The sequence below is a fragment of the Parasedimentitalea psychrophila genome, assembly GCF_030285785.1.
GTDB lineage: Bacteria > Pseudomonadota > Alphaproteobacteria > Rhodobacterales > Rhodobacteraceae > Parasedimentitalea > Parasedimentitalea psychrophila.
On the sequence record NZ_CP127247.1, the window covers coordinates 1,115,002 to 1,130,382 of the forward strand.

Annotated in this window: 10 protein-coding genes; 7 read left to right on the top strand and 3 right to left on the bottom strand. The window is 60.6% G+C overall.

The window, feature by feature from the left end; translation table 11 throughout:
- Nucleotides 1–17 precede the first annotated feature (17 nt).
- The gene (gene dnaE, locus QPJ95_RS05360) at nucleotides 18–3,530 is read right to left on the bottom strand and encodes a DNA polymerase III subunit alpha (protein WP_270919293.1); all 3,513 of its coding nucleotides are present in this window, start codon (nucleotides 3,528–3,530) and stop codon (nucleotides 18–20) included.
- A gap of 356 nt (nucleotides 3,531–3,886) precedes the next feature.
- On the opposite strand from dnaE, the gene xdhA reads away from it, so the two are divergent.
- From xdhA to QPJ95_RS05395, 7 genes are all read left to right on the top strand, one after another.
- Nucleotides 3,887–5,266, top strand: coding sequence for a xanthine dehydrogenase small subunit (gene xdhA / locus QPJ95_RS05365; RefSeq protein WP_270919294.1), 1,380 nt, complete (start codon nucleotides 3,887–3,889; stop codon nucleotides 5,264–5,266).
- Nucleotides 5,263–7,647 carry a xanthine dehydrogenase molybdopterin binding subunit gene (gene xdhB, locus QPJ95_RS05370; RefSeq protein ID WP_270919295.1) on the top strand — a complete coding sequence of 795 codons (2,385 nt, stop codon included), beginning with the start codon at nucleotides 5,263–5,265 and terminating at the stop codon, nucleotides 7,645–7,647. Before xdhA ends, xdhB begins: the two co-directional genes overlap by 4 nt.
- Nucleotides 7,637–8,581 (top strand): xanthine dehydrogenase accessory protein XdhC, encoded by a 945-nt coding sequence (xdhC, locus tag QPJ95_RS05375; protein WP_270919296.1) that lies wholly within the window; start codon nucleotides 7,637–7,639, stop codon nucleotides 8,579–8,581. The genes xdhB and xdhC overlap by 11 nt, the downstream gene beginning before the upstream one ends.
- Complete coding sequence (locus QPJ95_RS05380) at nucleotides 8,578–10,095, top strand: ABC transporter ATP-binding protein (RefSeq protein WP_270919297.1); 1,518 nt, start codon at nucleotides 8,578–8,580, stop codon at nucleotides 10,093–10,095. The genes xdhC and QPJ95_RS05380 overlap by 4 nt, the downstream gene beginning before the upstream one ends.
- A gap of 77 nt (nucleotides 10,096–10,172) precedes the next feature.
- Nucleotides 10,173–11,255: an ABC transporter permease gene (locus QPJ95_RS05385; RefSeq protein ID WP_270919298.1), complete on the top strand. Its 1,083-nt coding sequence runs from the start codon at nucleotides 10,173–10,175 to the stop codon at nucleotides 11,253–11,255.
- Between the two features lies 1 nt (nucleotide 11,256).
- Nucleotides 11,257–12,177, top strand: a complete 921-nt coding sequence (locus tag QPJ95_RS05390; RefSeq protein ID WP_270919299.1) for an ABC transporter permease — start codon at nucleotides 11,257–11,259, stop codon at nucleotides 12,175–12,177.
- Between the two features lie 69 nt (nucleotides 12,178–12,246).
- Complete coding sequence (locus QPJ95_RS05395; protein WP_270919300.1) at nucleotides 12,247–13,320, top strand: BMP family ABC transporter substrate-binding protein; 1,074 nt, start codon at nucleotides 12,247–12,249, stop codon at nucleotides 13,318–13,320.
- Between the two features lie 256 nt (nucleotides 13,321–13,576).
- Here the strand turns inward: QPJ95_RS05395 and QPJ95_RS05400 are convergent, their stop codons facing one another.
- Together QPJ95_RS05400 and QPJ95_RS05405 are read right to left on the bottom strand one after the other, a co-directional pair.
- On the bottom strand, nucleotides 13,577–14,812 hold the full coding sequence (locus tag QPJ95_RS05400; RefSeq protein WP_270919301.1) for an HlyD family secretion protein: 1,236 nt from the start codon (nucleotides 14,810–14,812) through the stop codon (nucleotides 13,577–13,579).
- Nucleotides 14,805–15,284, bottom strand: coding sequence for a hypothetical protein (locus QPJ95_RS05405; protein ID WP_313851512.1), 480 nt, complete (start codon nucleotides 15,282–15,284; stop codon nucleotides 14,805–14,807). Before QPJ95_RS05405 ends, QPJ95_RS05400 begins: the two co-directional genes overlap by 8 nt.
- Nucleotides 15,285–15,381 lie beyond the last annotated feature (97 nt).

A 15,381-nucleotide genomic window follows, 5' to 3' on the forward strand; every position in this document is an offset into this window, starting at 1 on the left:
CGGGTGGAGGCAAGCCCTCAGATCTCCTCAACATCCAGCACCCCGTCCAGCGATTTGATGGCGCCCTTGATCTGCGGGTTGATGGGGAAATACTGGCCCAGGTCCAGTTCCACATCGCCCGGTAATGTCGGGTCCTGCAGATACATCAGCACTTCACCCCGGTTGGCGTTCTTGGCGGCGGCGCGCGCCTCCTCCAGCACCGTGGCTACGGTTGCGACCGCAGCGGCCTCGGTGATATAGACCCGCAGGCTGCTGGCTCCGGCATCCGACACCGCGGCGTCAATGGGACCGACGGATCGGGCCAGCAGTTTCAGCTGATCGCTCTCCATCGTGGCCTCGGCACTCAGCACCACCTTGGCACCGGTCTCCAGATGTTCGCGGCTTTTCTCCAGCGCCTCGGAAAACAAGGTCACCTCAAAGCCGCCGGTGGTGTCCGACAGCTGGGCAAATGCAAAGCGATTGCCGCGCGCTGATTTGCGTTCCTGCCGCCCGGCAACAACCCCGGCCATCTTGGCCAGGAACGGGCCGCGCCGCGCCTTCTCCATCACCTCGTCCAGGGTCATCACCCCCTTGCGTTTCAGCGCCGGCATATAGTCGTCCAGCGGATGGCCGGACAGGTAAAACCCAATCGCCTTGAATTCCTCGCTCAGCCGCTCGGCCGGCAGCCAGTCCGGGGTGCCGGACAGCCGAGGCTCCGGCAGATCATCGCCGGCCTCGCCAAACAGCGACACCTGGTTAGAGTTCTTTTGCTCGTGGATCGCGGCGGAATAGCCGACCAGCCGCTCCAGACTGTCAAACACCCGGCGGCGGTTGGGGTCCAGCTGGTCAAAGCCACCCGCCCGCGCCAGCATTTCCAGGGGCCGCTTGCCGACCTTTTTCAGGTCCACCCTTCGGGCAAAATCATACAGCGTCGCAAAGGGCCGCTCAAAGCCGTCAACCCGGCGGGCCGCAGTGATCAGCCGCATCGCCTCGACGCCGACATTTTTCAGCGCGCCCAGCGCATAGATCAGCTCGCCCTTGATCACGTTGAACGTCGCCTCAGAGCGGTTCACGCAGGGTGGCACATAAGGCAGACCCAGCCCCTTCTTGACCTCTTCAAAATAGACCGCCAGCTTGTCGGTGAGGTGGATATCGCAGTTCATCACCCCGCCCATGAACTCAACCGGGTGGTTCGCCTTCAGCCAGCCGGTCTGGTAGGACACCACCGCATAGGCCGCCGCGTGGCTTTTGTTGAAGCCGTAGTTGGCGAATTTTTCCAGCAGATCGAAAACCTCAGAGGCTTTCTTGGCCGGAACGCCGTTTTCCATCGCGCCTTTTTCGAACTTGGGGCGTTCCTTGGCCATCTCAGCGGCGATCTTCTTACCCATAGCGCGGCGCAGCAGATCCGCACCACCCAGCGAATAGCCCGCCATCACCTGGGCAATCTGCATCACCTGTTCCTGATAGACGATAATGCCCTGGGTTTCGGCCAGCAGATGGTCGATCAGCGGGTGTACGGACTCGATCTTTTTGAGCCCGTTCTTGACCTCGCAATAGGTCGGAATGTTCTCCATCGGGCCGGGACGGTACAGCGCCACCAGCGCCACGATGTCCTCGATGCAGTTGGGTTTCATCCGCTTCAGCGCATCCATCATGCCGCTGGATTCCACCTGGAACACCGCCACCGTCTTGGCCGCCGCGTACAGCTTATAGGTGGGGATATCATCCAGCGGGATGGCGTTGATCTCGTTCACCCCGCCTTCGGGGGGATCATAGAGCTGGCTGCCGTCGGCGGCGATATGCAGATCGCGGCCCTCGCCCTTGATCAGATCCACCGCGCTTTGGATAACCGTCAGGGTTTTCAGGCCCAGAAAGTCAAACTTGACCAGCCCGGCCTGCTCCACCCATTTCATGTTGAACTGAGTGGCGGGCATGTCAGAGCGCGGATCCTGGTACAGCGGTACCAGCTCGTCAATTGGACGGTCGCCAATCACCACCCCCGCCGCGTGGGTCGAGGCATTGCGCAGCAGGCCTTCGACCTGTTGGCCATAGGTCAGCAACCGGTTCACAACTTCTTCGTTGCGGGCCTCTTCGCGCAGGCGCGGTTCTTCCTTCAGGCTGTCGGCAATCGACATCGGCTTGACGCCTTCAACCGGGATCAGTTTGGACAGCCGGTCCACCTGCCCGTAAGGCATCTGCAAAACCCGGCCAATGTCACGCACCGCCGCCTTGGACAGCAGCGCTCCGAAGGTGATGATCTGCCCGACCCGGTCGCGGCCATATTTCTGCTGCACATAGCGGATCACCTCTTCGCGGCGGTCCATGCAAAAGTCGATGTCAAAGTCGGGCATCGACACCCGCTCGGGGTTCAGGAAGCGCTCAAACAGCAAGGAATAGCGCAGCGGGTCAAGATCGGTCACGGTCAGCGCATAGGCCACCAGCGACCCCGCCCCCGAGCCCCGGCCCGGCCCCACCGGAATGCCCTGTTCCTTGGCCCAATGGATAAAGTCGGCAACGATCAGGAAATAGCCAGGGAATCCCATGCCCTCGATGATGTCGAGCTCAAAATCCAGCCGTTTCTGATAGTCCTCAAGGCTGACTGCATGGGGGATCACCGCCAGACGGTCCTGCAGCCCCTCATTGGCCTGACGGCGCAGCTCGGCGACCTCATCATCGGCAAACTTGGGCAGGATCGGGTCGCGGCGATAGGCCATGAAGGCACAGCGTTTGGCAATCTCCACCGTGTTCTCGATCGCCTCGGGCAGATCGGCAAACAGGGTGACCATTTCCTGCTGGCTTTTGAAATAGTGTTGCGCAGTCAGGCGGCGACGGCCTTCGGCCTGATCCACATAGGCGCCCTCAGCGATACAGATCAGCGCGTCATGCGCCTCGTACATCTCGGTCTTGGGGAAATAGACATCATTGGTGGCCACCAGCGGCAGATCCATCGCATAGGCCATCTCGATATGGCCGCGCTCTGTCGCCTTTTCCGCCTGCGGCTGGCCGCCCTCACCGGGGTGACGCTGCAGCTCCACATAGAGCCTACCTGGAAAAATTGACTTCAACCGCTGCATCAGATCCTGGGCGGCTGGCAGCTGGCCCTGTTGCAGCAACATGCCAATCGGCCCGTTAGGACCACCGGACAGGCAAATTAAGCCAGCGGAATACTGTTGCAGCTCGTCCAGTGTCACCTGTGGCAGCTGGTGCCCCTTGTCCAGATACAGACAAGAGTTCAGCTTCATCAGGTTTTCATAGCCGACCTCGGACTGTGCCAGCAGAACCAGTGGGGCCGGTGTCCTTGGCTTCTCGCCCGGGGCCGCCTGCTGATAGGTAAAATCCACCTGACAGCCCAGGATCGGCTGGATGCCCGCGCCGGACAGCGTGACGGAAAACTCCAGTGCGGCGAACATGTTGTTGGTATCGGTCACCGCAATGGCCGGCATCTCTGCGCCCTTGCACAGATCGGATAGCTTTTTCAGCCGCAACGCCCCCTCTAACAGGGAGTATTCGGTATGGGTGCGCAGGTGAATGAATCGGGGAGAGCTGGTCATGGGCTCAAGCTACCCCAATGACAGGAGGGTGCGAAAGCTGATTATCGGCGGCCGGCGACCATTCCTTTGGCGCGACAATGGCCGTTATTGTTCTGAAAAATTTGAAAGTCCTTTTTTGCCTCAAAACAGCAAAATGGCATCAATCTGCTGAAAACAAACAAAAACACCGAGAATAGGTGACTATTATAGATAGCATCCGCTTAGAGTACGGGTTCAAGCCGCACGACTTTTCCTTGCCAGACCAAGGATCTGCTTTCTAGGCTGTTATCAGCAAGCCATTATGCCCGCCTCTTCTTCTACGTCGCATCGAAGGAAGGCACTCTCGGCAAAACACTGTAACGCGACGGGTTACGACAATGGAGATCACCTTTCATCTCAACGGTGAAGAGGTCACGCTTTCGGGCGTTTCGCCAACAACCACACTGCTGGACTGGCTGCGCGAGGACCGCTATCTGACCGGCACCAAGGAAGGCTGCAACGAAGGCGATTGCGGTGCCTGTTCGGTGATGGTGACCGATGATCGTGGCGCCAAGGCGCTGAACGCCTGCCTGTTGTTTCTGCCTCAACTGAACGGCAAGGCCATTCGCACCGTCGAAGGTGTCAGCGGCCCCGATGGTGAGCTGCACCCGGTGCAGCAGGCGATGATCACCCATCACGGCTCGCAATGCGGCTTCTGCACCCCCGGCTTTGTGATGTCGATGGTCACCGCGCATAACAACGGCGCCAAAGATCACGACGTGCAACTGGCTGGCAACCTGTGTCGCTGCACCGGCTATGCCCCCATCATCCGCGCCGCCGAGGCGGTTGAGGATATGCCGGTTCCGGCCTGGGTCGCCAAAGACGCCGCGGTGCGTGAACCCGCGCCTGCGGCGCAGAACCACACACCCTACGCGCCCCGCTCAAGTGATGAGCTGGCTGCGGCCTATGTGCAAAACCCGCAGGCGGTGCTGATTGCAGGGGCCACCGATGTGGCGCTCTGGGTGACCAAGGGATTGCGCGATCTGGAAGATGTCATTTTCCTGGAGGGCTGCACTGATCTGAAGCAGATCGAGATCTCCGATGATCAGGTCCGGCTGGGCGCGATGGTGGATATGAACGCCATGCGCGCGGCAATCGCGCCACTGCATCCGTCTTATGGCGAGATGATCCGCCGCTATGCCAGTCAACAGGTGCGCGGGGCGGCCACCCTGGGCGGCAATATCGCCAATGGCTCCCCCATTGGCGACAACCCACCCGCCCTGATCGCCCTGGGCGCGACCTTGCATCTGCGCCAGGGCGACACCCGGCGATCATTGCCACTGGAGGATTTCTTTGTTGCCTATGGCAAGCAGGACCGGTTGCCCGGCGAATTTGTCGAGGCGGTGAGCTTTGCCCGTCAACCCGACAGCCTGCGCTGCTATAAGCTGTCGAAACGGTTTGACCAGGATATTTCCGCCGTGCTGGGCGCCTTTAACGTCACCATCGTGAATGGCACTGTCACCGGCGCCCGCATTGCCTTCGGCGGCATGGCGGCGACCCCGAAACGCGCCTCACATGTTGAGGCAGCACTGCTGGGTCAGCCCTGGACCCCAGCGACGGTCCGCGCAGCGCAGGCCGAGTTTGACAAGGATTTCACTCCGATGAGCGACATGCGGGCCTCAGCCCGGTACCGGCTGGAAACTGCGCGCAACCTGCTGGCGCGGTATTACGCCGAGCTGAACGGCGACACCGTTTCAGTGCTGGAGGTGGTGCTATGAGCATCCTATCGAAGACAGGCCCTGTTGCGAAGCCCCTGCCCCATGATGCCGCCAAGCTGCATGTGACGGGCGCCGCACGATATGTGGATGATATCCCGATGCCCGCAGGTTGCCTGCATTTGGCCTTTGGGATTTCGACCATTGCCAAAGGCCGGATCACCGCGATGGATCTGGACGCGGTAAGGGCCAGTGATGGCGTGGTGCTGGTGCTGGTGGCGCAGGACCTGCCGTTCTCCAATGACGTCTCACCGGCGGCCCATGATGAGCCGCTACTGTCGGATGGCCGCGTGCATTATGTCGGGCAGCCGCTGTTTCTGGTGGTGGCCAGCAGCCATCGCGCCGCCCGAGTCGCCGCCCGCAAGGGGCAGATTGAATATGCGCAGGAGACTCCGATCCTGACGGTGGATCAGGCGCTGGCTGCCGACAGCCGGTTCGAAGACGGCCCTCGGATCTATAACAAGGGCGATGCGGCTGCCGCCATTGCCGCCGCACCGCATCTGGTCGAGGGGGTGATGGAGCTCGGCGGGCAGGAACATTTCTATCTGGAAGGCCAGGCGGCCTTGGCGCTGCCGCAAGAGGGCGGCGACATGCTGGTGACCAGCTCGACCCAGCACCCGACCGAGATCCAGCATAAGGTGGCCGAGGCCATTGGGCTACCGATGCACGCGGTGCGGGTCGAGATCCGCCGCATGGGTGGCGGCTTTGGTGGCAAGGAAAGTCAGGGCAATGCGCTGGCGGTGTCCTGCGCCATTGCCGCCCGCGCCACCGGCAAGCCCTGCAAGATGCGCTATGATCGCGACGACGACATGGTGATCACCGGCAAGCGGCATGATTTTCGCATTTCCTACCGCGCCGGGTTTGGCGATGACGGCGCCCTGAGCGGCGTGGAGTTCACCCATCTGGTGCGCTGTGGCTGGGCCCAGGATCTGTCGCTGCCGGTGGCTGACCGCGCCATGCTGCATGCGGACAACGCCTATGCCATTCCGGCGATCCGCATTGAGAGCCATCGCTTAAAGACCAACACTCAGAGCGCCACCGCCTATCGTGGCTTTGGTGGCCCACAGGGTATGGTGGGGATTGAGCGGGTGATGGATCACATTGCCCATGATCTCGGGCTGGATCCAGTCTCTGTTCGGCAGGTCAACTATTATGATGCGCCAGAAACTGCTAAATTGGCGGCGGATCAGGGGGGCGCTGCCCCCCGGCCTGCGGCCTCCCCCCGGAGTAGTTCAGGCAAAAAGAAGGACAATACCACGCCTTATGGCATGGAGGTCTCGGATTTTGAGCTGCATGGGATGACCGCGCGACTGCTGGAGACTTCAGATTATCAGGCGCGGCGGGCTGAGATCACGGCGTGGAACAAAACCCAGGACCAGCTCAAGCGTGGCATTGGATTTTCGCCGGTGAAGTTCGGGATATCCTTTACCCTGACGCATCTTAATCAGGCGGGCGCACTGGTGCATGTCTATCAGGATGGCTCAATCCATTTGAACCATGGCGGCACCGAGATGGGACAGGGATTGTTTCAGAAGGTGGCGCAGGTGGCGGCCTCGCGGTTTGGCGTTGGTATGGAGCTGGTGAAGATCACCGCCACCGACACCGCCAAAGTGCCCAATACCTCGGCCACCGCGGCCTCATCCGGTACCGACCTGAACGGTATGGCGGTCAAAGCCGCCTGTGACACCATTCGCGACCGCATGGCCACGTTTCTGGCCCAGCACCACCAGTGTAGTGTCGCATCGGTGCGGTTTGAGGATGGTAGGGTCATTGCGGGCGCCGATGAGATGACTTTTGAACAGGCGGCGATGCTCTGTTATCAAGGTCGCATCAGCCTGTCGGCGACAGGGTTCTACAAAACCCCCAAGGTGGAATGGGACCGGATCAAGGGTCAGGGGCGGCCGTTTTTCTATTTTGCCTATGGTGCCTCGGTGACCGAGGTGGTGGTGGACCGGCTCAGCGGTGAGAACCGGATTTTGCGCAGCGATATTCTGCACGATGCCGGTGTCTCGCTGAACCCTCACTTGGATATTGGTCAGGTTGAGGGCGGTTATGTGCAGGGGGTCGGCTGGCTGACCACCGAGGAGCTGGTTTGGGACGGCAACGGTCGCCTCAGCACCCATGCGCCCTCAACCTACAAGATCCCCGCCTGCTCAGATCGCCCGGATGTGTTCAACGTCGCCCTGTGGGACGGTCAGAACCGCGAGGACAGCATCTACCGCTCCAAGGCGGTGGGAGAGCCGCCATTCATGCTGGGCATTTCGGCCTATCTGGCGCTGAGCCATGCGGTATCCGCATATGGTGAGGCCTATCCGGCGCTGGATGCACCTGCCACGGCAGAGCAGCTTTGGTCGGCGATCCGGAGGGTCCGGGATGGGGTTTGATCTGGACGGATTGCGCGCGGCTGTTGCCGCACATGGTCAGGTCACCCGGGTGGTGATTGCCGCGATCCGCGGCTCGTCGCCGCGTGAGGTCGGCGCCGCAATGCTGGTCTGGCAACAGGGCCAGTCCGGCACCATCGGCGGCGGCACGCTGGAATATGAGGCCAGTCACGCGGCCCGCAGCCAGATCCAGGACCGGGTGCTGGGCAGCCATGCACTGGGCCCTGATCTGGGCCAGTGCTGTGGCGGTGTGGTGACCTTGCTGAGCGAGGTCTATGATGCCACCCGGCTGGCCGCGCTGGACCACGAGCTGATAGTCAGGCCGGTTAGGGCGGCGGCTGACGGCGCCATGCCACTGGCGGTGAAACGGCTTTTGGCCAGTGCGCGCAGTCAGGGGCTGCGCCCGACACCGCAGCTGGTTGACGGTTGGATGATTGAGCCGGTGCATCACCCCGAGGTGCCGCTGTGGATCTGGGGCGCCGGGCACGTTGGTCGCGCCTTGGTTGATGTGCTGTCGCCGATGCCTGATTTTTCAATCACCTGGGTCGATACCGGGCCTGAGCGGTTCCCCAGTGACATTCCGCAGGGCGTGACGCCTGTTCCGGCAGCTGATCCAGCGCTTTTAGTGACACATGCCCCTGTAAATGCACAACATCTGGTGCTTACCTATTCCCATACTCTGGATCTGGGGTTATGCCATTCCCTGCTGAGCCATGATTTTGCCTTTGCCGGGCTGATCGGCTCGGCGACCAAATGGGCGCGGTTTCGCTCGCGCTTGGCGGCACTGGGGCACAGCCCGGCGCAGATCAGCCGGATCAGCTGCCCGATCGGCGATCCGGCCCTGGGCAAACACCCGCAGATGATTGCGGTCGGCGTTGCGGCGCAATTACTGCGGCGTGACATGACAGAAGATTTGAGAAAGGACCATCGCGCGTGAGTGTTCCATTGCTGAGCCTGCAAGGGCTGACCAAAGCCTATCCCGGTGTCGTCGCCAATGATGCTGTCTCGTTCGACATCGGCGAGGGAGAAGTCCACGCCCTGCTGGGCGAAAACGGCGCTGGCAAATCAACTCTGGTGAAGATGATCTATGGTTTGGTGAAACCGGACAGCGGCCAGATGCTGCTGCGCGGTGCACCTTATGCGCCGCCTGAACCGCGCGCTGCACGGGGCGACGGTATCGCCATGGTGTTCCAGCATTTCTCGCTGTTTGACGCGCTGAATGTGGCAGAGAACATCGCCCTTGGCATGGAAAACCCACCCCCGATGAAGGACCTGGCGTCGCGTATCCGCGATGTATCCGAGGCCTATGGTCTGCCGCTGGATCCCTTTCGCACCGTTGGCAACCTGTCGGCTGGCGAACGCCAGCGGGTCGAGATCATTCGCTGCCTGCTGCAAGATCCGAAATTGCTGATCATGGACGAGCCGACCTCGGTTCTGACCCCGCAAGAGGTGGATATCCTGTTCCAGACGCTGCAGAAACTGCGCTCTGAGGGGACTTCGATCCTCTATATCAGTCACAAGCTGGAAGAGATCCGCACCCTGTGTGATCACGCCACCATCCTGCGGCTGGGCAAAAATGTCGGCGAATGTACGCCCGCCGAAACCTCCGCCCGTGAGATGGCCGAGTTGATGGTTGGCTCGACCCTGCACACCCCCGAGCGGGTCGGCGTTGAGTTTGGCGCGGTGGCGCTGGACATCTCGGGCCTGTCGGTGCCTGCCCCTTCGGCCTTTGGCACCGCCTTGAAAAATGTGCATATGACGGTCCGCAAGGGCGAGGTGCTGGGCATTGGCGGCGTGGCCGGCAATGGTCAGGATGAACTGCTGAATGTTTTGTCGGGGGAGACCACCACCCAGGCAGATGCAGTCAAACTGGGCGGCGTGGCGATTGGCCAGTTGGGCCCGGTGGAGCGCCGCCGATTGGGGGTCTTGGCGGCACCAGAAGAGCGGCTAGGCCATGCTGCGGTGCCGGATATGAGCCTGACCGAGAATGCCATGCTGACCGGCGCTGTACGTCAGGGATTGGAAACCAGGGGGTTTTTGAACTGGGGCGCTGCCAAGGATTTTGCCGAGGCCATAATCAAGGATTTTGACGTCCGCACCCCGGGGCCACAAAACACCGCCCGGTCCCTGTCCGGCGGCAATCTGCAGAAGTTCGTGATTGGCCGCGAGGTATTGCAAGACCCGGATGTTCTGGTGGTGAACCAGCCGACCTGGGGGGTTGATGCGGCGGCGGCGGCGGACATTCGCCAGTCGCTGCTGGATCTGGCCGCCAAGGGGGCTGCGGTTATCTGTATCAGTCAGGATCTGGACGAGCTGATGGAAATTTCTGACAATTTTGCCGCCCTGAACGAGGGCCGGTTGAGCGCACCGCGCGCTGCCGCAGGGCTGACGGTGGATGAAATTGGCCTGATGTTGGGCGGCGCGCATGGCATGGAGGTTGCGCATGACTGAGCTGGCGCGTCACAGGATCGCCTTCGGCGAGAGTATTTTAGCAAAAAGAAACCCAAAAAGAAGCAGGGGGCCGCGACATGATCAGGCTTGAGAAGAGGCCGCAGCCGTCGCGGGCCTGGTCGCTGGCGACGCCGCTGGTGGCGGTGCTGGCAACAATGCTGTTTGGCGGTCTGTTGTTTGCAGCACTGGGCAAGGATCCGGTCGAGGCGATCCGGACCATTTTCTGGGAACCGCTGTTTGGCGAGTTTGCCTTTTACTACCGGCCGCAACTGCTGATCAAAGGGGCGCCGCTGGTGCTGATTGCCATTGGTTTGAGCCTCGGCTTCAAGGCCGGCATCTGGAACATCGGCGCCGAGGGTCAGTATATCATGGGGGCCATTGTCGGCGCCTCGGTTGGGCTGGCGTTTTATCCCTATGAAGCCTGGTATATTTTCCCGCTGATGGTGATCGGTGGCGCGCTGGGGGGCTGGATCTGGGCGATGATCCCGGCGGTTCTGAAGGTGCGTTTTGGCACCAACGAGATCCTGGTGTCGCTGATGCTGGTCTATGTGGCGGAACAGCTGCTGGCCTCGGCCTCGCTGCGGTTTCTGAAGAACCCCGAAGGCTTTGGCTTTCCCGGCTCGCGCAATCTGCAGAGCTATGAGAGTGCCTTCAACGCCGATCTGATCGCAGGATCCGGCATGCACTGGGGGGTGGTCGCAGCCTTGATCGCAGTGATCTTTGCCTATGTGCTGCTGAACCGGCATATGGTGGGGTTTCATATCCGGCTGACCGGCGAGGCACCGCGCGCGGCAAAGTTTGCCGGGGTCAATCCGGCGCGGCTGATCCTGCTATGCTTGGGCATGTCAGGGGCGCTGGCCGGCTTGGCCGGCTTGTTCGAGGTCTCAGGGCCAGCCGGGCAGATCAGCATTGATTTCAACGTCGGCTATGGCTTTACCGCGATCATCGTGGCCTTTCTGGGCCGATTGCATCCGGTGGGCATTCTGCTGGCTGGCGGGCTGATGGCGCTGACCTATATTGGCGGCGACATCGCGCAATCCAATCTCGGGTTGCCCTCAGCCGCTATCCAGGTGTTCCAGGGCATGTTGCTGTTCTTCCTGCTGGCGCTGGACCTGTTGACAAATTTCCGCGTGAGTTTGCGCAAAGTAGAGGTGGCGTGAGATGGACTTGAGCGCAATTAATCCCGTCCTGCTGATCGCCTCGCTGATGGTGGCGGCAACCCCAATCCTGCTGGCCGCTATCGGCGAATTGGTGGTGGAGAAATCCGGGGTGCTGAACCTTGGCGTTGAGGGCATGATGATCATCGGTGCGGTCAGCGGCTTTGCCATTGCTGTTGAAAGTGGCTCACCCTGGCTGGGTTTTGTCGCCTCGGCGGTGGCGGGCGCGGTGTTCTCGCTGCTGTTTGTGCTGCTGACCCAGGTGGCAAAGGCCAATCAGGTGGCCTCGGGGCTGGCGCTGACGCTGACTGGTCTCGGCCTGTCGGCGCTTTTGGGGCAGAGCTATGTGGGCATCCGGCCACCGCAGATGGGCAAGCTGGACATTCCACTGCTGAGCGATCTGCCGGTGATAGGGCCGATCCTGTTTGGTCATGATCCGATCCTTTATCTTGGCATTGCACTGACCGCTGGCGTCTGGGCGCTGCTGAAATTCACCCGCGCCGGACTGGTGCTGCGGGCGGTGGGTGAGAACCACGACGCCGCCCATGCACTGGGCTACAAGGTGATCCGCATTCGCATTATGGCGATCATGTTTGGTGGCGCCTGTGCTGGTCTGGGTGGCGCTTATATCAGCCTGATCCGGGTGCCGCAGTGGACCGAGGGCATGACTGCCGGGGTGGGCTGGATTGCCCTGGCGCTGGTGGTGTTTGCCAGCTGGAAACCCTGGCGTGCGCTGCTGGGAGCCTATCTTTTTGGCGGCGTCACCGTGGTCCAGCTTAATCTGCAGGCGGCAGGCGTTGCCATTCCGGTCGAATATCTGGCAATGTCGCCCTATGTGATTACAATCATTGTACTTGTCATTCTTTCCGCCGACAAAAGCAGCGCACCAGCCGCTTTGGGCCGCAACTTCCACGCCTCCCGCTAACTGCGGGGCGCGCACTCTCCTGCCCCCTTTTGCCGGGGGCCAAACAAAAACCAACTGGGGGAAACCTTTATGAAACTGACTACTCTATTGACCAGCGCCGCGATGGCCTTGGGTCTGGCCACCGTTGCGGTGGCTGCCGACAAAACCAAAGTGGGCTTTGTCTTCGTCGGCCCCGTCGGCGACGGCGGCTGGACCTATGAGCACAACCAGGGCCGTCTGGCCGTGGAAGAGGCTTACGGCGACAAGGTGGAAACCGTCTATGTCGAGAACGTCGCCGAAGGTCCGGACGCCGAGCGGGTGATGACCCAGATGGCGCTGGAAGGGGCCGATCTGATCTTTACCACCTCGTTTGGTTACATGGATCCCACCATCAACGTGGCCAAGAAATTCCCCAATGTGAAATTCGAGCACGCCACCGGTTATAAGCGCGCCGACAACGTATCGACCTATTCGGCACGTTTCTATGAAGGTCGCGCCGTTCAGGGCACCATCGCTGGCAGCATGACCGAGAGCAACATCGTCGGCTATATCGGCTCCTATCCGATCCCCGAAGTGATCCGCGGCATCAACTCGGCTTATATCCACGCCAAAAAGGTCAACCCTGACGTTCAGTTCAAAATCGTCTGGGCCTTTACCTGGTTCGACCCGGCCAAAGAGGCTGACGCCGCCAAGGTGCTGATCGAACAGGGCGCTGACGTGATCCTGCAGCACACCGATTCAACCGCGCCACAGGCCGCCGCACAGGCTGCTGGCAATGTGATCACCTTTGGTCAGGCTTCGGATATGTCCGAGTACGGCCCCAAGCCTCGGGTTTCGTCGATCATCGACAACTGGGCGCCCTACTACCTGGCCCGCACCCAGGCTGTGATGGACGGCACCTGGACCAGCGTAGACACCTGGGATGGCATCGGCGCTGGCATGGTTGGCATCGGCGAGATCTCGGATGCGGTTCCTGCTGACGTGAAATCCGCCGCGCTGGCTCTGCAGGCCTCTTTGGCTGACGGCTCCTACCACGCCTTCACCGGTCCAGTGAACAAGCAGGACGGTTCGGTCTGGCTGGCCGACGGCGAAACCGCTGACGATGGCACCCTGGCTGGCATGAACTTCTTTGTTGAAGGCATCGAAGGCGACATCCCGCAGTAAGCGTCTGTCCCATTGAATTAGGAAAGGCCCGTCAATTTGGCGGGCCTTTTTCATGCGCGCCACCTGACAGCCAGATCAGCCGCCGACACAGGTATTTACCGGCGTCAACGGAGCGGCCCGAGACCTCATGGTACATTATGCAAATGCATCCGGGGTGATGTCACGGATGTCCCATCGGCCTGAAGGTCAAAAAAACAGGCCCCACATAAGGGGGCCTGTTTTGCTTTATCTTATACGCATCACTGTGCCGCGCCGATCAGTGCCCCGAGAACACCAGGTTCTGCACTGGCAGCATCAGCATCTGGATCCGCAGCAACAGCGCGTGAACGATACCAACCGTATCCACCATATGCAGGAACAGCCATTCGCCAGTGCCGAGATCTGGATCCGCCAGCTTTTCGTGGTTGTTGGTATAGGCATTGGCAAGACAGGTACTGCCCGGCAGGATATCGGCTGCCTGACCTTCATAAACCGGCTCCAGGAAGACGGTAATGGTGCCGGGGCGACCGATGTCTTGTGGATCACGCAGCGCGTCTGTGGGGCGCATCTGACCCGACGGAATCACGCTTTGTATACCAACCACAACCATCGGGATGATGGTGAACGGTTTGCTGAGACAGCCCATTTCCGCATACATGCCCGGCTTGATCACATTGGCCGTCAACTGAGAAAAGCCCGCCGCAAAACGGTCCCGCTCGGTGAACTCGTCAGGAATTAGCAAGCCGGCAGGCCGCAGGATCGGATTCACATAATCGCCGACCTGAAGCGAAAATTGCTCAACCCGGCCTGTCACACCGGCATAAACAATGGTCTTGGCCAGCTCCGCCTCGGCCTGTTCCAGGGCCGCAATTGCGCTGGCCCGCTGTGCCGGGATCAGCACGCCGATGTTGGTTTCAACCGCTGCCTTGCTGGCCTTGGCCGCGTCCAGTTGCGCTTCGCGCTGGCCAACCAGGTTTTGCAACCGGTCGATCTCGGTCTGGCGCACGGCGCTGGAGCCGCGGTCCTTCAACTCAAGGTTCCGCGCCAGATCATCGTTTGCCTGCTTAAGCGAGGCTTCGACCTGATCTATGCCGGCCTCGGCGGCGGCCAGATCGGTGGCGGCCACCGCTTGCAGCGCCTCGACCTCTTTGATCCGGGCCTGTGAGGTCGCGACAGCGGTGCGCTGACTGGTATCACCCAACCGGAACAAGACGTCGCCCGCTTTGACCATTTGATTATTTATAACCTGCACGTCACTCACCCGGCCGCCCTTTTCCGGCAGGATGGTCACGGTGCGGAAATAATTCGCCACGCTGGTGGTGGCCGGGTGGTAATAAAAGATCGTGGTAATCAGCGAGATTGTCAGGATGGCGCAGGCGGTAATGCCCCAGCGCAACTCAAACCAGACCGAGAACAGGTTGATCTCTTGCCCAATCCGCTTGCCCTGCACATAGCGGCGAAACAGGAAATCCGGCAAAATTGTCAGAATCGAGCAGAACAAAAGCTCAAGCATGAGTGTCTCCTTGCGGCTGCGTCTGTGGTTGCGTCTGTGGCTGCTCCTGCGACGGTTGTTGCGGCGCGGGCTGTTGAGACGGTGCTGCCGAGCTGTCCAGCTCAACCGCCGCTTGCTCACGTTTGTTCAACGAGTCCAGAGAGCCCGCAATCGACTGCAGGGGCGTCAGGAAATCCGGCATCCGAAAGGCTGCAACCAGCAGGGCCAGAACCCAGAACATATTATTGTGGGTAAACAGCGCCAACAGCGCCAAAATGCCAATCACCTGCATCTGCGCATGATTGTCCGCATGTGCCATATGCTCGGGTATTGCGTGCAATTTAAAGTAAAATGACCCGATAACCATCACCAGTAAAATGGTAAACACCACCATCCCGGTGAACAGCGGGTCACTGCCATCCGCGCCCGGCAGAAACCCCGGTATATGCGCGGTCGCCATGGCGTGGGTGGCGGTAGTAATGTCTGTGGACACAGCTCTTCCTCCAAAATCAATCAAACTAACTATTTCTTTGCAACACATTGGCACTAGGTGCACTCAAAAACCAAGATTAAACTGGTCTCGCCCGGAT